We start from the raw sequence: 19,061 nt of genomic DNA, 5'->3' as shown, positions 1-19,061 counted from the left end.
GTTCACCCAAGCACATCCTCAGCCAGATGAACAGATGTCTCCATCAAAGTATCTGCCTCCTCGACGATCTCCACTATCGCCTCCTTGTAGAGCTGAATCAACAGCTGTTCGAGTTCATCGCGGTCGCAACCAAGAGGAGCAAGCTCATGCCAGGCTGGTTCCTTACCGCGGAGTAGATCGGCCACCCGTGTCACCACCACCGACTGTATCAGCATCAAGCGTTGCACCTTGTTGTGGTAGGCTACAGCTCCAAAACGCTCGCGACGAATCTGAACGTCAGCAGACCACCGCAGTCGCAACTCGCTGAGGCAAGGCGTCGGCGCACTTATATCTCCGACTCTTTTCTTAGTAGACGCCACAGATCCCATCAATATCGATAATCTCGATAGCGATAGTCGGACTCTCAACAGGAATCTGCGAATCAGGATCGTGCTCGCAAGCCTGATCCTGGGCGGCGCCGATAATGCTCTCCTCACCCATGACTAGTTAGTTTAGGGCACAATCATGGCTACCGTGACATCCTCCCCGCCCTTACGGACGGGGCTTCCTAGGCTGCTCACGCAGCTTCGGCTGGTTGACGTTTCACTGGGTCTGGGTGCTTGTTAGCGTACGATGTCCCTCCACGTCCTTGGATCACACCTACCCTAGAACAACGTAGGCTCGTGTATGCAGGGTTGATAGCGATGATTTCTACTGGGGTTATGGCATTGATAGCTTTGTAGCATTACGACGGTTGGAGCCTTTGGTCTGTCTAGCTAGTTTGCGTTGTAGTCGCCTCTTAGGTTGGCGCTCTCGGTTGGTGAGTAGTTTCATATCGAGAAACTTGCCCTTGGACGTAGCCACCGTATGAGTGACACCCATGTCCAGGCCGACTATCTCGCCGGTAGGCTCGCGTTCAATCTGTGGAGCTAGACGGGTGAAGCTCACAAACCATCGTCCGGCGCGATCTTTGGTAACTCGTGCGGACAACGCTGTCTCTATATCACGCCACTCACGGGTGACGCGGAACTTAACCCACCCACACTTAAGGACAAGAACCTGGCCCCACTTGCGGTTGAGCCGTCGAACGGACAGATCCCGTATGGCAAAGCCTTCATTGATACCGGCTTTAGGCCAAATGGGGTGCCCGAAATGGTCTGGTCGTTTCCACCAGTTTTGAAATGCTTGATTTAGGTCTCGAAGAGCCTGTTGTTGAATTGTGGACGAGCCTTCTTTGAGCCAAGTTAGCTTACGAACTTTGGCGAGTTCTAGCATCTTGAGAATGGGTGGTGATCCTCTGTGATCGTCGGCGTCTCCATGAGTTGCGTTGTTCAAGTGCTAGATTCCAGACATAGCGAGTATCGGAGCAGTGACGCACGAGAACGGATAACTCCTCTTCTTGTGGATAAAGTCGCTCACGAATACTCATAGTATTGGTAGGGAGTCTGACAGACTTGACTTTGGGACGTAATCGAGGTCGCTCTACCCAGCCCTTACAGACGGGGCTTTGCGCTCCGGTTTGGTCAGCCAAGCTCCGCCGAAAGCTTGCGTAGCGCCTCCAGAACCGGAACTCGCGCTTGAATAGCAGTGCGTTGATGGTAAAAATTCAGCGCCCGTAGGCCCCCAAGCTCCTCGCCGCCTCCAGCCCTACCGGGACCGCCATGAATACCTTGAGGCATAACCACGCCATGGCCAGGATTATCAGCCGCGCCATCATGGGTTAGATGTGCGATTCGCCCGTGTAGTGAGCCTAAGGATAATGCGCTTTGGGCGAAAGCGGCATCGTCATCGGTGACGACAGTAGCAACCAACGAACCACGACCTCTCCTGACCAGATCGATACCCTCGTCCAACCCTCGATATCCAATCACTGCCACACAGGGACCGAAAACTTCGAGCTCATGAACGAGCTTTGCAGAACCTGGCTCGCTGATTTGGATAAGCGTCGGAGCCACAACCGCGGCAACCTGAGGATCGACATCGACAAACTTGATCGATCCGGCACCTCCAAGAACGGTTTTGCCCTCCTGCGCCAACAACGCCGCCCCTGCAATAACTGCCTCCTGCTGAGAGCGCGAGACAAGAGGACCCATATCAACGCTCGGATTCCGAGCATCACCTATCTTCAAAGAGCTCAACCTGGCCACGAGCCTGTCGGTCACCGATTCGACTAGATGCAGAGGCACGACGACCCGCCGAATGGCGGTGCACTTCTGACCGGCCTTTATCGTCATCTCAGTAAGGACAGAATCAATCAAGCTATCAACGGAAGGGGATGACTCGCTAAGGTCAGGGAGGGCCAGGATCGCATTCAAGGAGTCCGCCTCTGCATTGAAACGAGCTCCTCGAGCGAGTAGTGTTCGATTCGATCGGAGCATCAGTGCCGTGTCCGCAGAACCGGTGAAGGCAAGTGTGTCCTCCTCCTCTACCAGCTCCACTAGCTCGCGTCCGCCAGCGGTCAAAAGCGACAGCACGCCTTCAGGAACCAAATTCGCATCGTAGAGATCACGCACCATGAGATAGGCGACCAACGCCGTCTGAGTGGCTGGCTTGGCTAACGATGGCATCCCCGCCAGTGTCGCTGTAGCCACCTTCTCGAACATGCCCCAAGCGGGAAAGTTAAAGGCGTTAATGCCGATGGCTATGCCATGTCGAGGCGTCAACAGATGAGCTACCCGGAAATCCTCTGAACGCGTCATCTGATCAGTACCTGGCTCCATCAGAGTACGCCGATCACCCAGGACTCGACCAAGGCTCGCGTAGTAGCGAAGCACCGCGATCGCCCCGTCAATGTCGTATGCTGCGTCGCGCTTATTAGCTCCCATGTTCGCGAGAACAGCGTCATAATAGGAAGGACGCTGTTCGCGAAGCTTGTCTGCAAAACTCGATAGGAGCTCTGCGCGCTCGACAAACGTCATCGCCCGCAGCTGAGCACCGCCCACACGACGAGCCCAATCGATTGGCTCTGCAACATCAATCCCAACGGCCGACGTGGACGCTATAGGAATAGCTGTTGCTGGATCCCGCAGCAGCGTGCCTTCACCCTCGCCATCTACCCACCTGCCGCCCAAGAGATGCTGCAGCCTGATCACCGTGCCGACCTCCTTCTCAACGCGACGCGAAAATTAAACCTACGCCTGACCAACGACTAGGTTAGTGCTGAACGCCGGTCGTACCCAAGTCCGCATGGTAGGTGCCGTAGCGTTCGTATATCTTCTTGGCAACCGTCAGTAGCTGTGACTCTCGATGATCAACCGCAACTAGCTGCAACGAGAATGGAACCATGCCATCGGCCCCTTCCCCCTGGAGAGCTGGTGGCCCCACGCGAACTGGAAGGGCAAGAGCCGGAAAGCCTAGATAGTTAAAGGGTAACGTCAGTCGATTCATGTAAGTCAGATCAAAAGAGGCCAGCTGCGGCACTTGAACCGCCATGGTGGGCAAGGCGACTATACCCTCGCCCATGCCCAAGGATCGAAAGGCGCGCTCTCGTGCGCTATCTCGATATCGAAGTGCCTCCAGATAGACATCATCAGTAATCGTTTCAGCGCCGCGAAGGCGCGAGAGCCCTCGAGGATCGAGGCGATGAGCTTCACCAAGGTAGTCATGAAGTTGTCGATACGCCTCAACCAGGAGCACAGTGTTGCCATTGCGCCAAAGTTCATTTAGGTCAATGTCGGTTACCGCATGCATGGGGATATCTATTCCCCGAAGCACCTCGGTGACGACATCGTCAAACTCTGGAACTCCAACCCTGACCTGTCCAATCCAACTTGGAACCGAACCCTCCAACATGCCGCCTATGCCGCAAAACCCGTCCGCGAGATCAGCGAGGGTGCGTGCTAGCACTCCAATGGTATCAAGACTTAACGCCAACGGTGCACAACCAGTCTCGTCGATCAGGCCATAGGTAGGCTTCAGTCCGATCACCCCGCAACACGCTGCGGGTATCCGAATCGAACCCCCTGTGTCTGTGCCGATACCGACCTCAGCCTCACCCAAGGCAACCGCCACTGCCGACCCCGACGACGACCCACCAGGGAGAAGATCGCCGGATAACGGATTCCGCGGAGTCCCATACCATGGGTTGATGCCGTGCACGCCAAACGCGAACTCGACGAGATTCGCCTTACCTCGCAGGTGCACTCCACTCGCTCGTAATCTGGCTACCACTGAGCTATCTTGGGTGGCCGGCGTTGCTGTAGCCGCCACCAGCCTGGACCCTAACGTGGTCGGACAACCTTCAACGTCGAGCATATCTTTAACGACGACATTTAATAGACCCTCACGGTAAGCCTCAATTTCGCCTATCATCCATGGGTTATTCACGACAGATCAGCCGACTCACTAGCAACACCTGCAATATTGCCTACCGTTCCAAGCTGAGTCACCGATGTGGGAGCATCTCTTAGATAGGTGGCGAGAAAGGCTAACGAAGTTTTGAGCACCGCCTGCTCATAGGGGTCTACCTCAGTGTAGGCCACCAGATGATCGGCACCAAGAAGTTGAAGATATAACTTTGGGGCTGGCGCTTGAGCATAGATCTGAGCAGAAAGTTGAGGTGGATTAACGGTGTCGGCTGTCCCCTGCGCTACCATCAATGGAATCGCAGGCGAAGGGAAATACTGACCTCGGTAGGGAGGGAACTCGGCACCCGATAGAACAATTGCGGCCTTCACCGCAGGGTCACGACAGCAAGAATTATCCGCGAAGGCAAGAGCGGTATCCCCGCCGTCGCTTTGGCCAGCCGCTGCAATATCATTCGTGTTAACCAGGCCATTAAGGGGTACAGACGGATTCTGGTTCAGCAACGTGACCTCGGCGATGGCCGCCTGCATGTCTCCTGGTTGGTTCAACATATCTGACTCGAACGCATCCGAAAGCTTCAGATCAGACAGATTTACTCCGTAGTGGCTAATCGCCCAAGCTGATGACAGTGGGAAACGCGGTGCCGCAACTACATATCCGCTGTGGACCCATCCACTGATAAGTGGAAGATAGTTAGACGGATCGACGTTGAAACCAGCTGCAAAGACAATCAAAGGGTATGGAGAACCCGATGTGGCCGGAGTCGCGTCAACCAATGGTGAATTTTGTGTGCGTTGCATCGATGGATAGTAAACATGTAATAGATAACTTCTCGTCGAACACGCCCCTGTGGTGGGCACGCAAAGTATTCTTCCAGCCTCTGTGACCGTCGTCGAATACTCTCCAAGTCCGCGTATGTTGGACCCATTAACTTGCCTTTGTTGAGGCCGGATCGGAACACTCTCGGAGGTCTGCCCTGGAACGGTAGTAGCCGTCGGAACACTCAATCGAGCTGGTACTCCAGACCCCCGATTGGCAACAACGAGCGCGGCAATCAGGACTACTACTGCCCCAACGATCCCGACTAGCAATGTTGGACGTGTTGGTCTACGCAAACGCATCTGGTATGTACGACGCTCCCTCTTCAACTTGACGGATCTGGTCGATCCTCTTTAAGTGCCGCCCTCCCTCGAAGGCGCCTCGCATGAAGGCCTCCAACACTGCAAGAGCAAGGTCGTCACCTAACAACCGAGCCCCTAGTGCGAGTACGTTCGCGTCATTGTGGGCGCGCGCCAACCTGGCGCCGAGTTCGCTCCAACACAACGCCGCACGAACACCGATCACTTTATTCGCTACAATCTGCTCGCCTTGCCCGGAACCTCCTACTACGACGCCGAGCGAGGCGGCGCCAGTTGCCACTGAACGAGCCACAGGCTCACAAAATAATGGATAGTCGACCGGCTCCTCAGATGTGGTGCCAAAGTCGAGCACCACCGCCCCTTGATCAGCAAGATAGGCACCCACTTTGCTCTTCAAGCGATACCCGGCATGATCGCTACCAATCGCGATCACAACAGCGTCGAGTGTCATAGATAGTTCCCTGGTGCTGACGACCCTTGAGGAAGACCACGAGCACGAAGCTCTTGCAACTGAGTACGCGAGTCCATCTGTTGCGCCATTAGCGTCGCCTGTATCCCGTGGAAAAGTCCCTCAAGCCAACCGACCAGCTGAGCTTGTGCTATCCTGAGCTCGGCTTCGGAGGGCACCTCACCTCCTCGAAAAGCTGGCGCGAATCCCTTCAGCTCCTCAGTGAGGTCCTCGGACATCACGCCTCCAAGCTCTGCCACAGATGTGTCGTAGATCTCAGCAAGGCGAGTGCGTGAGCTTATATCGAGAGGCGCCGCCTTCACCTCTTCGAGAAGCGCCCGTATCATCGATCCTATCCGCAACACCTTTGCTGGAGACATGACCAGCTCAGAGCCCGACTCCACGCTAGCGTCGTCTTTGGCACCACTGTCGCTATCACCTGCGCCTGACAAAAATACCTTGGAATCCTTAGGTTCCTCTGACATCTGCGTCCTCCGATCCAGGGCATTTAAGACCCACAACAATGATAAAAAGCCTAGCTGGCGAAGGTCAGGATTGGAATGATCATCTCATCAGCCATTAATCCGCCATGTCGACAGATCAACTGCAAGGCACCGACATCGTCTGGATCATAGAAACTGACCGCACTAGTTGGAATGATCGCAACATCACCAACTCGCGCCAACACCGAACGAGAAGGGACGCCGCCAAAGACGCCCAGCTCCACTAGTTCATCGCGAACCAACACCCGAGCAATATCGTGATAGCGCTCAGACGCCATCTCAGCCACCCTGTCAGCAGCCCCTTGTTGACAGTGCAGCCATCGAAAACGCCCCTCTCCAGAAAGGAGTTTGACGAGCGACATCGCCTCGGCATCAATACGAATTGGTGGTTGAAGCACCTCTACCTGTCCATGATCTGCGGTGATCACCAGCGCAGTACGCGATGGAAGTAGATCCATCAGCATCCCAACCAGAGTATCAACCATCGTCAGCTCACGCTCATAGGCATCGCCAAGACCGAACTCATGGGCAACAGTGTCGATGCCGTCGTAGTAGGCAAAGATAAGAGATTCGCCCTCTTTGACCGCACTCATCACCTTTTCGACAATACTTGACATTGCATGCCAGTATCGGAGTCTGCCCCCACGAAGGTGAACCTGGGTAAAGCCTGTTTTGGCAAAAAGGTACTTAGTCACCACCGCAGGATTCTCGCCACAGAACGGCGGCACAGGCTGAAAGTCCATCGGAATCGGTGCAGCCACTTCACGCTCCGAGGAGCTCCAACGCAAGGTATTCAAGATCGCATGAGTGCCCAGACGCACGCGATAGCCGAGCACTCCATGCTCAGCGGGAGTTGCGCCCGTCGTGAGCGAGGTCAGGGCAGTGGCCGTCGTACTCGGACCAACTGAATAGCCACGCCGGAGCACTCCACGTGCCAGATTCGGGAGCGAGCCTAGCCGCGGTTGAAGTTGGAAGAAGCCGAGGCCATCGAGCGCAAGCACCACGACCCTATCGATATCATCCATCGATGCACCGAGGAACGCTCCTGCTGAATCTTTCCTTCCTCGAACCACATCAACCACTGCGGGCATCAGGGTCGCCAATCCAGGTGCCGTATAGTCCGGTACCACGAAAGAGTCCTGCGGCGTTATCTCATCCAGCTGTTCGCCCATGTATCCTCTCTCTCACACCAGGCTAGCCCAATCTAGCATCCGAAATGTCACGGCGAAGACCGCCTAAACCGGCTACGATACTGGTTGGTGAAGGTATCAACTCGCGGAGACTACGCATCAAGGGCGTTGCTCTCACTTGCGCTGCACCAAGGCTCCGAACGACCAACCTCAGTCACGGAGCTCTCGCGACGCACGGGCCTACCACAGCCATACCTAGAACAGATCCTCCTCACTCTAAAAGGTGCAGGTCTTGTAACCTCCCGTCGGGGGGCCAGCGGGGGGTACATACTCTCGAGGGATCCATCGCAGATCACACTCGCTCAGATCGTATCCGCCGTCGATGGACCACTTACTCTTGGAAACTTTGGAGCTCCGCACGAGAATGGCGCTTGTGAGCATGAGGGCCAGTGTGTTCTGCGTGATGTTTGGGCGCAGGTTGGCAGTCACATGCGCGAGCATCTGCGTTCCTACACGCTAGCTGACATGGTCGATCGTGCGAGAGGGATGGCACCGGGCGAACAGCAGGTTGCGGGACGCTAATGCCGGCCAGTCGCTACCCCACCAGCTGGGAGTCCGACACGATCCTCTCAGACGGGCGAACCGTGCACCTGCGGCCGATTCGTCCAGACGACGCAGCAGGCATCACCGAACTACACGCAAGGTTGTCACCCGCTACCGTGTACTACCGTTTCTTCACCCCCATGCCACAGTTGAGTGAATCCATGCTCAATCGATTTGTAAATGTCGACTACCAGGACCGTATGGCGTTCGTCGCCGACTATCGGGGTAGCTTGATCGCGGTCGCCCGCTACGATCGGATTCCGGGCAACCCTGTTGCAGAGGTAGCCTTCCTGGTCGACGACGCACACCAGGGGAGGGGCCTGGGGTCGATCATGCTTGAACAGCTGGCCGCATTCGCCAAGACCAACGGCATCACCCGCTTTGTCGCTGACACCCTTGCAGACAATACCCGAATGCTCAAAGTATTCCGTGATGCGGGCTATCAACTCATACGACACACAGAGGAGGGTGTGGTTCAGGTTCGCTTCGATCTCACCCCTACCCAGCAATCGCGAGACATGATGGCAGCTCGTGAACATCGAGCAACCGCCCGCTCGATAGAGGCGATCCTGCGTCCAAACTCACTAGCCCTGGTCGGCGCGAGTAGAGTCCCCGGCAGCGTCGGCGATCTAGTCTTTGCCAACCTACTCGAGGGCAGCTTCTCTGGAACCATCTATCCGGTCAACAGCGAGGCTGTCTCCATCCGTGGCGTGCGCTGCTACCCAACTTTGGAGGCATTACCCGAACCGGTTGATCTAGTGATCATCGCAGTCAACGCAAAGGACGTGCTGCATGTCATCGAGGATGCTGTGGCCATAAAGGCCAAAGGCATCGTTATCATATCGGCAGGCTTCTCAGATACGTCACGCGATGGCGCGGCTGTAGAACGTCAACTAGTTGCACTCGCTCGACGCAATGGCATCCGCGTCGTCGGCCCTAACTCCATGGGCATCGCCACCCCGGCACTTGGCCTCCAAGCCACTCTTGCTCCCGTCACCATCCAACAGGGAGGAGCCGGGGTTCATGCGCAATCTGGGCCACTCTCACTCGCAATCCTCGCCGAGATCCAGCGGGCCGAGATTGGTGTATCTGGCTTTGTAAGCTCTGGCAACAAGGCTGACATCTCGGGCAACGACCTACTCGCATTTTGGGAGGACGATCCCATGACCGACATAGTCCTCCTATACATGGAGGGCTTTGGCAATCCTCGCAGCTTTGCAAGAATCGCACGTAGGGTCTCACTCGCCAAGCCTGTACTGGCGGTAAAATCTCGTAGGCGCAGAGATGCTCCGGCATCATTGGCCTTCGGAGAGCTGGACTATGACGGGGCCGTCGAAGCGCTCATGCGCCAGACGGGGGTGATCCGGTTAGACACGCTTGAACAGCTGATTCAGCTGACACGGGCGTTCCTTGATCAACCGTTACCTAATGGCAACCGAGTAGCCATCCTGACCAACACCGGCGGCACCGGGCCACTGGTCGCCGATGCACTGACACCAGCAGGGCTGGAGCTCGCCACCCTTACCAGTTCCAAAGCAATCGTAGGTGCCGACAACCCGATCGAGCTAGATCCCTCTGCAACGCCAGCACAATGGGGCGAGCGGCTGGCTGCGCTTCTGGCCGACGAAGCCGTCGACGCCGCCATCGTCTGCTACATTCCCACAGTGGTAGGTTCGACGAGTGACCCGCGAACGCTTGCACCTCCAACTGAGCGCGGTCTGAGTGGCTATCCAAACCCAGCGATAAATTCTGCAGCTCATGTAGCTGAAGCCATCGCCAATGCCGCGTCCAACCAAAACATCAAACCGGTGCTCGCGAACTTTCTGGCGCTACCAGGTGTCCCAGCGGCACTCTCTAGCCACGGTCAGAAGATACCCTCGTATTCATTTCCGGAGAGCGCCGCAATCGCCCTCGGACGAATGGCCGAATACGCGCGATGGAGGAGCCGACCAAGCGGCGAGTCGCTCAAAACCGAGCCAATAGCGATGCCAAACGATCTCACCGCCATCATTGAGTCAGGCCAACGAATGGTGGAGGGCCGGCAGGCTCGCGACATCGCCATCGCGCTTGGGCTCCCAATGACGGCACCGAGCGGTGCCCGAAGGGAGGAGCTCGAGGGCCGAAGTGTGTTGCTGCGCATTGAGCTCATCCACGACAGCCGTTATGGACCCTTCTTGCGCGGCAGTCTGTCTGGTGTTGCATTCGATCTCTTTGGGGCGACATCACTACGAGCGCTACCGCAGACAAATCAGGATGTCGATGAGTTCATCGCTTCGATTCCGGGGATCACCATCACCGACGGTTACCAGAAGCTTCCGGTTATAGATCGCACTCCACTGATCGCACTCACCAAGACACTCGTCGGCATTGCAGACCAGTTATATACGATCAATGCGATGCTGCTCGATCCCATCTCGCTAACTACAAAGGGGCTCTATCTGCGCGGAGTTCGTCTGCTGTTGCGTGATTCACCGCTTGAGCCACAGATGGTGACCAGGAGTCTCCGTGCCCCTGGTTCAATTCATTAGCATGAAAACTACTAAAAACCAACGCTGCTACCTCTATGAACAGCTAACGCATTGCATCACGCTACTCAAAACGCCTACAGCTCGGCGCGTGGGAATAGATCCAGTCGACAATCAAATCTGTAGGACCATCATGCCTCCGCCTCGACTGGCTCATGCTGACGCCTAAATCGCACGATAATAGTCACACGCAACTCCAATCTGCGATAGACACATGGCGTCACTAGCGGTTTCCAACCCGCAGCAGGATATCATTTTGCGCAACACTCGAAGGTGGCATCCTCCCCAGCCTTACGGACTGGTACTTCCTGAGTAATTTACGCGGCTTATGGTGGTTAACGCTTCACTGGGTCGTCGTGCGGTGTCCTGCAAGACATAGCGTACGGTGTCCTGCCGAAATTGTACGAGGTGCGCATTGACTCAATATCCAAAACACGTTAGCTTTCGGCCGGCTAAGGACTCTCGTTCATCTACTCTCCAGTTGGTCGGTTTATAGATGCGTATTCTCGCTACAATTACCACCTGTTTTCGCTCAAGTTCGTCGGCCACTAGATAGCGCGAGCAGGACTGCCTGAGATGCGCACTAAATTCAAGACATAGCGAACATCGGCGCAGTGACCTAAGAGAGCAGGAAGTTCCGTCTCTTCGGGATACATGCGCTCACGGATACCCATGTCTATCCTATCGATAGGGTGTCTCCGGCGCTATTAGCCCTGGAATGAAACCTGGGTCACTCGACCCCAGCCTTAGACTGGGTTTGCATTCTCGTTTGATCAAGGTAACCCGTAGTTTGTGTCTACGACTCGCAGCAGCAGGTCGGTCGGAGGACTCCAAATCAGTTCAATTAACTCTGGCGGAAGTCCGCCACCAGAGTAGAACAGGCTACTTGGCCAACAACTCCTCGATGGCTCCCACAAGCTCTGAATCCTCTGGCGTAACCATTGGTCGGAAACGACGGATCACTGATCCATCGCGAGAGACTACAAACTTCTCGAAGTTCCACTGAATATCGCCGGCAGCGTTCTCCCCGTCCTCAACACCAGTCAGAATCTGATAAAGAGGATGACGATTCTCGCCATTCACCTCAATTTTGGCGAACATTGGAAAGTCAACTCCGTAGGTAGTAGAGCAAAAGGTCGCTATCTCCTCTGACGATCCCGGCTCCTGCTCACCGAACTGATTGCAGGGAAAACCCAAAACCGTAAAACCTTGATCTTGATACTTATGGTGCAGTGAAACAAGACCTTCGTATTGTGGCGTCAGACCGCACTGAGAAGCGACATTGACCACCAACAGAACGTCACCCCTGCGATCACCAAGCGACTCCTTCGAGCCATCCAAGCGCTCCATCTCTAACTCGTACGGAAACAAGACAACCTCCCTTATCGGCTACCAAACACAACCCGACGACGACCCACATTAATCCCGGCAATCGCGGAAACATCAAACCTTGCTCCCGAGACATCCAGTATTGACTAGTCAGCTACGGTGGCGCAGTCAAGCACAGACGGAACTCGCCTCTAAACCGGCGTTGCCCTGATAAACAGCAAATTCCAGCCGATGGCTGGCATGGTGGAAGATTTGTGTAGAGGTCGCAGATTAGAGAATTAAAAGCGCCACTCTCTGCTTCTCCGTTCCAGACAGCGAACACCGGAGCAGCGATCGACCCATGGACTTGGTCATTCGAATGCCTCGCTGAGCTGATCCCTAGCGCACCTGGGAGTTCCGGATCGCCGTCAAGCATCGAAGACCTCTCTCACCTGCAAGGCAAGGCTAAGTCCAAGAACATCTCTCGACTCTGCTCATCGTGGGCAAGGAACGAGAACCAAGAACGCATTACGGTACATGCCTATGTCGGAGGTTCCGGCATTAAAACGGTCAACGCGGCCTACAGCAGCCAAACATGTCCTGATCCAGGGTGTGGGTATGTCCATCATGACAACCGACACGGGGATGTGTTTCACTGTCGCAATCCCTATTGGGATTGTAACTGGCAGGGTGATGTAGATCACGTAGCTGCCATGAACCTACTCAACAGGATCGAAGATCACGAGATCAACCGGTTCACTCCCTATAGGGAAGTGAAGAAGATCCTTGATGAGAGGTTCCTACGCGCAAATGGAAAGCCGAGTTGGAACTGGGAGGTGGGCAACCATCGACTCGCCTTAGTTCTGTCCCTGCGGATAGGGCAGAACATACGAAGGCGGCGGGAGAGCGAAAACAAAAGAGGTGCATATAGATGTATATGTATTTTGAAGCGGGATGTCACGGCCCTGGGAGGACTGCTAGCGTCGCCGCCAGTGCGATGATCGCAATTGACAATATCATCGTGGTAATCGCGAGACTCCTTACCCCTCGTCGCGAGAGACGACGGGCAGCAGCTCCATGCAAGCTCGCAAGGATGAAGACCACTATGACAAGGGCGACCTTGACCTCAAGAACATGCCCAAAGTCGGTGTTGTTGAGATTACTAAGGCGAACCCCATCATGCCAGGCGAGAAGGATTCCAGTGACAACCAGAGTAGGAAGTAGGCCGAAGTTGGTGATGTTCGTGAATCTTCGTCCCGTAAGTCCTGCTATCTCGCGCAGCAATTCTGGTCGTGCTCTGCGCAGTAGCGGTACCACCACTACCGATAGCATTAGTTGGCCCCCGACCCAGAAGGTTGCCGCGAGGATGTGAACAAACAGGATGAACGACCACACTAGTTCTTCCATCACAGCCGTGCCTCGAGAGTACTCTGTTCAAGCGGAGCATCTGGCGATCTCATGACTCGCTTGGTCTGGCGGCCGTGGGTTTGCGGCTGAGCACTCGCGCTCAGTGCGTTGAGTTCGGTGTCATATAACGCGTGAAGCTGCTGGTACAGGGTCTTCGGCTCTTTCTCATCAATGAGGTCGGCATCGAGAGTAGGTTTGCGATACCTTGCTGCCCCTAACTCACTGCATTGCCTCGGAGTCTGGTCAGAGACATCGAGGTACGGATCGAACCGTAGCTGGTAATCTTCGCCTGGCTGGAGAAAGAGTATGAGTCCTCTTCTCACCCGGCGTTTTGGCGAAGCAGTCTGCCTCACCGGCCCCGGAATCCGAGCGAGCGAGCGGCAGTTTCAGTCATCATGGCTGGGCTCCACGGTGGATCCCACACCACCCGGACATCCACCGCTACTTTATTACCAAGAGCCTCGCTGATGGCGGCTCGTGCCATTGCGGGGAGGCTCTCTGATGCCGGACAACCCGGGGTGGTCAAGGTAAGCTCCACATGCACCTCAGTGTCATTCCCACGTACGTCATAGACCAGACCAAGTGAGACCACATCGAGGCATAGCTCTGGGTCATAGACGGTACTCAGAGCACTCCAGGTTGCGTTCACTACAGCTGATTCGGACGCGAGCGAGAAGGTTTCGCCGCCTGTTATGGGGGCACTCAAGAGAATGACCTCCGAAAAGTGACCCGCCAGTCGCCTTCACCAATATCCTCCGCGGTATAGGAGAACCCCTCCGACGAGAGGACGCCCTCCAATGGTATCGGTTCGAATGGAGCCAATACCACGAGTTCTTCGCTGTCGCCAAGCGCACCAACCGCCGCCATGATTGCTTCGAAGGGCTCAGCACCCGATGCGATAATTGGGCGAGCATCAACGGTAGCCATCGCCACTTCCTTTCTCAGGTATCTGGAACTTCCAGTCTTTACCTATATTTCTACTTTATACTAGAACTTATCGCACGTCTTCGACTCTGTATTGAGATAGATTTCCGAGTCAGACCCAGCTTGAGTGGCGATTCGGACAGTGGCGATTCGCACAGTGGCGATTCACACAGTGGCGATTCACTTCGCGGATAATCTTCTGCAGGATGCAGATGACAAGCGGCTGCTGAAAACCCGGCTACAACGGAGAGCGAATGTCTCCGTTGGTACTGATCCTCCATGTACCTGGATATACCACTGCGTGACAGGAGGTCACGTCGTCACCCCTGCGACAGCGAGCGATCATTGCAGGTCTCGCGGTGGTGTGCATGAGAACGCTAGCTCGATAAGCCGAGATACAGATGCCATAGAGCGAATAAGTGGACGTCCTGGACGTTAGAAGCTAGTGAACCACCGCATAAACCCATAACGAACAGCCGACATCCACACAGATAGCGATGCAGAAAAGGGTAACCTAGGACGTGCCGTGTCGAGCGCCCGGTCAGCCACAGCAGAGATATCGTCGCACTGGCGATCTAGCGCTCCCAGTGCGGGCAATGACTTTACAACAGCGATACACATTTTTCTTGCTTGCATGGTCTCTCGTCTCCCGAAGAGGCACCGTTGCTCTGGCTACGCCGTTGTCAGGCTAGCTCACCATCAAGGTTCGGCTCTGCTTACCTGAAGGGGATTGTATTTCTAGTCGTTAGTAGATATACTCAGAGAGTACGACGACCCAAGAAAGCGGTTCCACCGGTGCCAATAGGCGTGGAAGGATAAATAATGGCGAACACTGAGACCGAAGCCTTCGAGGCAATGTTGCTTCACCACCAAGACCTTGAAAGTCAAGTGACGAAACGAGTCGAAGCCTTGTTGATTACCTTGACAACTGAGGGTCGTTATGAGTCGGTGACGGCCGACCTGCTAGCCTATCTGGCTGAACAGGTACTTCCTCACGCGATAGCCGAGGAGCACTCGATCTACGAGGCTGCAAATAGTTTGTCGAATTTGAGGGAAGCCGTAGCAGAGATGATCGCTGAGCATCGAGAGCTGGCGGCTTCAGTCGAGGCGCTAGGGAGGTCCTCTGACCCAGCAGAAATAACCATCTTGGCCGAGTCGATCCGGCACCTATTCGCCACTCATGCAGCCAAGGAGAATGAGCTCCTTCTTCCTGCGCTTCGGGCGGATTCAACGGTGAGCCTTTCACACTTGTTGGCCCAGATGCACAACCTCACTGAAGCGGCACAGACCGATACTCCGGGCACCGAGAATCGCGCAGTACCGGACACCGAGGCTGACCTTCTAGCACTGTTACTCGAGAGCGGAGATCTGCTAGCCGAGAGTGGTCGAGGCGAAGAGGCATGCCGTCTGGTCGCGAGTGCGTGGGTGACGTTAAGAACACCACGACCCGAACTAGCCGTTAAGGTGACCTCTGCGTTGCATCGACTGATCCGCTCAGTGAGGACGGTACCAATTGAACTCAGCGCCCGCCGCTCTACCGGGAAGACTGATGATATCAATACTCTCGACGTACGCCCTCTTGCGCCAGCGAAACGGCATGAGGCGATCTTCTCCACCTTCGATGCCTTAGCTCCAGGAGAGGACTTTCTACTCCTCAATGACCATGATCCTCGGCCACTTCGATACCAATTCGAGGCAGAACACGCTGGCGAGTTCATCTGGGACTATCTGGAAGCTGGACCCCGAGTTTGGCGGGTGAAGATCGGGCGTTCCGTGGGGACGACCCGGTGAGTGTCATCCAGGCCGGTCGCTCTGGTTCCTGGCAAGATCGACCACCTGGGTTGCCAGGCGCTGTACCACCACCCTCTGTTCCGCTAGCGTTCCTTGCTGCTGCGTCAGCTGGACTGATCGCCTGTGGTGTCGCCTGGATATGGGCACGAAGCCTCGCAGCCAGCGATCCGACTACGGATCCAGTTGTCACGGCAGTGCACTTCGGAGTGCTTGCTACGCTCGCCATGGGAGTTATCGGTGCGATGCACCAGTTCACTCCGGTGATTACCGGTAGACCACTACGCTCGATTCGGCTAGCTCGAGCTACTTTCGTCACCTGGCTAGCCGCATCGTGGTTACTGCCTATCGGGATCGCCACCGAACAAGTTGGCATCACTGCGGCGAGTGGCGCGCTCGCAGGGGTTGGAATTATCTTGTTGGTGGTCAACCTCACCCAGCCACTCTCGGTCAAAGGGAAGGGTGTCGTGGTTACCGCGTTGCGCTTTTCCCTCGTGGGCGCTTTGCTGACGACGTTCTTGGGTATCGCCTTTGTGGGCGACAGGCAGGGGCATTGGTTTCACCTTGCTGGCCACGTTGAAATTGCGATGGCGGTAATCGGACTCTTTGGCTGGCTCGGGATCGCCTATGTCGGGATCGCCGAGAAACTATGGTCGATGTTCATGCTTGCGCATATTCCAGGAGTCCACAGGGCCGGACTCATTGCAGTTTGGGCGATACCTCCTGGAGCCGCATTGCTGGCTGCCGGGTTGGCCTGGAACATTCTGGACTTAGCCCTCCCTGGTGCGCTGATTCTAGCCGTGGGCCTTGGAGCCCATCTATTGTCGTTATATATTCACATTCGCCATCGCCGTCGCAAGGCTGATCTACATCTCGTCTTCGTGATGACATCGGCGCTTTGGCTGCTAGTCGGGGTTGGCCTCACGATCGGCTCCGTGTTCACGCTAGGACACCACTTCCATCTTGGTGTGGCGCTGGCGGCGGCCGCGATGGCCGCCTTTGGTGGTTGGTTACTCGAGGCTCTGGTGGGTCATGTTCACAAAGTTGTACCATTTATTCTTTGGTCAGCGCTTCGAGCTCGTGGCGTGGCTGTAGGTCCATCAGGAAAGCAACTCATGTTCGCCGATCTCTATAGCCAGCAGTTGGCGACAGTCACATACGTTACTGTTAGCGTCGGTATCGCAGCGCTGTGCCTTGGCCTGGGAGCCTCACTTTCGGCCGCGACGGCGCTAGCGGGGTTGCTATTCATTCTCACAGGTTTCGCCGTGGCAGTCAACTTGTCATGGCTTCCGATCCGCATGTTGGCGACTGTCGCCAGATAAGGGATTTGATCATTTTGCCTGCCGATACGAGCACACAGTTGCAGGTCGAGCCGCGTCATTTTTGAACTCCTATTGCGGGATCTTCGGAAATCAGCGGTAATCCGGCACCAAGATCGACCAGGAATCGATAAGTCGTTGAGCGCATCTGAGGTGATTGGCCAGATTGGGACCGTCATGTGGAGAGTTCTAAACTACACAACCCATGAACGGGCAAGAGGGGACAAGGGGTTCTCCCTGTTGTCTTACTTATTGGGTTAGTTGGTTCGGGTTACGAACCAAGTGCGCTAGAGATATGCGTTGTCACCGGGGTAACCGTAGCTAGCAGTGACCAGTCGGGCTTACCAGCGCTAAGGAGCGCTCTAATTCTAAAGTTCGCAAAGTTCGTCATCCCAAAGGCGATGCGCTTGATCCGCTTAATGAGGTTGTTCATCGACTCTGTCGGTCCATTGGTCACAAAAGTGCGTATTCCTGCGAAGTGTGCCACCTGTTCTCGCTGAAATGTGCCACCCGTTCTCGCTGAAATGTGCCACCCCCTAGAGGGCGCGAGACGGACTGCTTGAAGTGTATATCTAATGGGTCGAGAATTGGCTCCTTTTCGATTGATTTATGTGCACCCCAAAGGTCGGAGTTCTACTCCATCTTGGATGGTTGTATCCTCAGTTGAGAAAATCGTTGAGCCGGCTAGCGAGACGCTGTGCACCATCTCTGCTCTGACCGATGACAACGATCAGTTCGTCGTTGTCGCGACGTAGCTTGACCATCCACGACCGCTCCTCGCTTCGATTTCTTGTACTAGCGGAACCAAAGTGCACCTCTGCTGTGACCGGTCCTCTCCTTCGTCGTCGATGAGCAGCTACACGACAAGCGGCCGAGCAGTACCGGGCCGGTCTTCCCCTGGGTTGTTGGCCCAGAATCTGGGTGCATCCCGGCCCCTCGCAGATCCTTGACAACGATGGTTTCGTAACGTTACGTAATGGCTCTCGACTTTGTTCTTGTCGGCTCACACTCATGACTTCTTTGTCCTCATGGAGGCCCCGTTCATCTGGATAACGTGAGCGTTACACAGGAGACGATCGAGGACTGCATCAGAGAGCGTCGGATCCCCAAGTGCCTCATGCCAGGAGTCAACGGGAAGCTGTGAGGTGACGATGGTCGACTTGCGTTCAGATCGATCCTCCAATACTTCCAATAGGTCCGAGGGTTCGCTCCCTGTGAGTGGTGTGAGTCCGAAATCGTCTATGACTAGTATCTCAGCACGTGAAAGGCTCTGTAGTACCTTCAGATACCTTCCATCACCTCTGGCGATGGCTAGATCCGCAAAGAGAGCTGGTGCCCTCCGGTACAGTGCACTATGGCCAGATCGAATCCCAGCGTAGGCAAGTGCACACCCAAGGTAACTCTTACCTATTCCAGTTGGACCGGTGACCAGAATGTTCTGGTGTGCATCTACCCAGTGAGATGAGCTAAAGCCCATGATCATCGAACGCTCCAGTCCCCCTCGGGGTGTGAAAGTCGAGGTCCTCAATGCTGGCTTGATGTCTGAGCTTGGCAGCTCTAAGCCGGGTAGCGAGCCCTTCTGGCCTCTCGATCCATTGCCTCCCGGTCTACTAACATTGCGAAGCGTTCCTCAAAGCTGAGCTCGAGGTATTGGACACTCTCTAGCTGCTCACGAAACGCGTC

21 protein-coding genes and 1 pseudogene are annotated in these 19,061 nt (G+C 55.4%); 5 read left to right on the top strand and 17 right to left on the bottom strand.

Annotated elements, in window-relative coordinates; translation table 11 throughout:
- Positions 1–2: 2 nt before the first annotated feature.
- The 9 genes from mftB to FEAC_RS09895 all read right to left on the bottom strand — a co-directional run bounded on the left by mftB (position 3) and on the right by FEAC_RS09895 (position 7,546).
- On the bottom strand, positions 3–359 hold the full coding sequence (gene mftB / locus FEAC_RS09930) for a mycofactocin biosynthesis chaperone MftB (RefSeq protein WP_035391132.1): 357 nt from the start codon (positions 357–359) through the stop codon (positions 3–5).
- A complete protein-coding gene (locus FEAC_RS16110; RefSeq protein ID WP_269078267.1) occupies positions 346–480 on the bottom strand; it encodes a hypothetical protein in 135 nt (44 codons plus the stop codon). Before FEAC_RS16110 ends, mftB begins: the two co-directional genes overlap by 14 nt.
- A gap of 219 nt (positions 481–699) precedes the next feature.
- Positions 700–1,314, bottom strand: a complete 615-nt coding sequence (locus FEAC_RS09925) for an RNA-guided endonuclease InsQ/TnpB family protein (protein WP_052566189.1) — start codon at positions 1,312–1,314, stop codon at positions 700–702.
- A gap of 188 nt (positions 1,315–1,502) precedes the next feature.
- Complete coding sequence (locus FEAC_RS09920) at positions 1,503–3,071, bottom strand: 3,4-dehydroadipyl-CoA semialdehyde dehydrogenase (RefSeq protein WP_035391134.1); 1,569 nt, start codon at positions 3,069–3,071, stop codon at positions 1,503–1,505.
- Positions 3,072–3,132: 61 nt separating this feature from the next.
- Complete coding sequence (locus FEAC_RS09915) at positions 3,133–4,290, bottom strand: amidase (RefSeq protein WP_152623186.1); 1,158 nt, start codon at positions 4,288–4,290, stop codon at positions 3,133–3,135.
- Between the two features lie 11 nt (positions 4,291–4,301).
- Complete coding sequence (locus FEAC_RS09910; protein WP_160290376.1) at positions 4,302–5,399, bottom strand: alpha/beta hydrolase family protein; 1,098 nt, start codon at positions 5,397–5,399, stop codon at positions 4,302–4,304.
- Positions 5,392–5,874, bottom strand: coding sequence for a ribose 5-phosphate isomerase B (rpiB, locus tag FEAC_RS09905; RefSeq protein ID WP_035391141.1), 483 nt, complete (start codon positions 5,872–5,874; stop codon positions 5,392–5,394). Before rpiB ends, FEAC_RS09910 begins: the two co-directional genes overlap by 8 nt.
- The gene (locus FEAC_RS09900) at positions 5,871–6,356 is read right to left on the bottom strand and encodes a proteasome activator (RefSeq protein WP_035391143.1); all 486 of its coding nucleotides are present in this window, start codon (positions 6,354–6,356) and stop codon (positions 5,871–5,873) included. The genes rpiB and FEAC_RS09900 overlap by 4 nt, the downstream gene beginning before the upstream one ends.
- Positions 6,357–6,406: 50 nt before the next feature.
- Positions 6,407–7,546, bottom strand: coding sequence for an alkaline phosphatase family protein (locus FEAC_RS09895; RefSeq protein WP_052566188.1), 1,140 nt, complete (start codon positions 7,544–7,546; stop codon positions 6,407–6,409).
- Between the two features lie 87 nt (positions 7,547–7,633).
- On the opposite strand from FEAC_RS09895, the gene FEAC_RS09890 reads away from it, so the two are divergent.
- Both FEAC_RS09890 and FEAC_RS09885 read left to right on the top strand, forming a co-directional pair.
- The gene (locus FEAC_RS09890; protein WP_035391145.1) at positions 7,634–8,086 is read left to right on the top strand and encodes an RrF2 family transcriptional regulator; all 453 of its coding nucleotides are present in this window, start codon (positions 7,634–7,636) and stop codon (positions 8,084–8,086) included.
- Complete coding sequence (locus FEAC_RS09885; protein ID WP_052566187.1) at positions 8,086–10,635, top strand: bifunctional acetate--CoA ligase family protein/GNAT family N-acetyltransferase; 2,550 nt, start codon at positions 8,086–8,088, stop codon at positions 10,633–10,635. The genes FEAC_RS09890 and FEAC_RS09885 overlap by 1 nt, the downstream gene beginning before the upstream one ends.
- Before the next feature lie 545 nt (positions 10,636–11,180).
- On the opposite strand, the gene FEAC_RS16105 is transcribed toward FEAC_RS09885, so the two are convergent.
- Both FEAC_RS16105 and FEAC_RS09880 read right to left on the bottom strand, forming a co-directional pair.
- The gene (locus FEAC_RS16105) at positions 11,181–11,306 is read right to left on the bottom strand and encodes a hypothetical protein (RefSeq protein ID WP_269078266.1); all 126 of its coding nucleotides are present in this window, start codon (positions 11,304–11,306) and stop codon (positions 11,181–11,183) included.
- A 208-nt stretch (positions 11,307–11,514) separates the two neighbouring features.
- Positions 11,515–11,982, bottom strand: a complete 468-nt coding sequence (locus tag FEAC_RS09880) for a glutathione peroxidase (protein ID WP_035391147.1) — start codon at positions 11,980–11,982, stop codon at positions 11,515–11,517.
- Positions 11,983–12,230: 248 nt separating this feature from the next.
- Between FEAC_RS09880 and FEAC_RS16430 the strand changes: the two genes are divergently transcribed.
- Positions 12,231–12,941 carry a zinc ribbon domain-containing protein gene (locus FEAC_RS16430; RefSeq protein ID WP_082055644.1) on the top strand — a complete coding sequence of 237 codons (711 nt, stop codon included), beginning with the start codon at positions 12,231–12,233 and terminating at the stop codon, positions 12,939–12,941.
- Here the strand turns inward: FEAC_RS16430 and FEAC_RS09875 are convergent.
- Genes FEAC_RS09875 through FEAC_RS09860 form a run of 4 tightly spaced genes read right to left on the bottom strand, consistent with a single transcriptional unit; the run spans position 12,898 to position 14,274 of the window.
- Complete coding sequence (locus tag FEAC_RS09875; protein WP_035392168.1) at positions 12,898–13,347, bottom strand: hypothetical protein; 450 nt, start codon at positions 13,345–13,347, stop codon at positions 12,898–12,900. The genes FEAC_RS16430 and FEAC_RS09875 overlap by 44 nt on opposite strands.
- Positions 13,347–13,700, bottom strand: a complete 354-nt coding sequence (locus tag FEAC_RS09870) for a hypothetical protein (RefSeq protein ID WP_152623184.1) — start codon at positions 13,698–13,700, stop codon at positions 13,347–13,349. The genes FEAC_RS09875 and FEAC_RS09870 overlap by 1 nt, the downstream gene beginning before the upstream one ends.
- Positions 13,697–14,053: a metal-sulfur cluster assembly factor gene (locus FEAC_RS09865; RefSeq protein WP_201773893.1), complete on the bottom strand. Its 357-nt coding sequence runs from the start codon at positions 14,051–14,053 to the stop codon at positions 13,697–13,699. The genes FEAC_RS09870 and FEAC_RS09865 overlap by 4 nt, the downstream gene beginning before the upstream one ends.
- The gene (locus FEAC_RS09860) at positions 14,050–14,274 is read right to left on the bottom strand and encodes a DUF2249 domain-containing protein (RefSeq protein WP_052566186.1); all 225 of its coding nucleotides are present in this window, start codon (positions 14,272–14,274) and stop codon (positions 14,050–14,052) included. The genes FEAC_RS09865 and FEAC_RS09860 overlap by 4 nt, the downstream gene beginning before the upstream one ends.
- Before the next feature lie 819 nt (positions 14,275–15,093).
- Between FEAC_RS09860 and FEAC_RS14795 the strand changes: the two genes are divergently transcribed.
- Together FEAC_RS14795 and FEAC_RS09850 are read left to right on the top strand one after the other, a co-directional pair.
- Positions 15,094–16,062, top strand: a complete 969-nt coding sequence (locus tag FEAC_RS14795; protein WP_081901303.1) for a DUF2249 domain-containing protein — start codon at positions 15,094–15,096, stop codon at positions 16,060–16,062.
- Positions 16,059–17,381, top strand: coding sequence for a hypothetical protein (locus FEAC_RS09850; RefSeq protein ID WP_035392172.1), 1,323 nt, complete (start codon positions 16,059–16,061; stop codon positions 17,379–17,381). Before FEAC_RS14795 ends, FEAC_RS09850 begins: the two co-directional genes overlap by 4 nt.
- Before the next feature lie 268 nt (positions 17,382–17,649).
- Here FEAC_RS09850 and FEAC_RS15605 read toward each other — a convergent pair whose 3' ends face one another.
- Complete coding sequence (locus FEAC_RS15605; RefSeq protein ID WP_236684638.1) at positions 17,650–17,904, bottom strand: transposase; 255 nt, start codon at positions 17,902–17,904, stop codon at positions 17,650–17,652.
- A 483-nt stretch (positions 17,905–18,387) separates the two neighbouring features.
- Positions 18,388–19,061 (bottom strand): annotated as a pseudogene (gene istB, locus FEAC_RS09840) (IS21-like element helper ATPase IstB); the annotation flags it as partial.

The organism is Ferrimicrobium acidiphilum DSM 19497, assembly GCF_000949255.1.
Taxonomy (GTDB): domain Bacteria; phylum Actinomycetota; class Acidimicrobiia; order Acidimicrobiales; family Acidimicrobiaceae; genus Ferrimicrobium; species Ferrimicrobium acidiphilum.
Note: the sequence above shows the minus strand (reverse complement) of the source record. Positions and strands in the feature narration are given on the sequence as shown.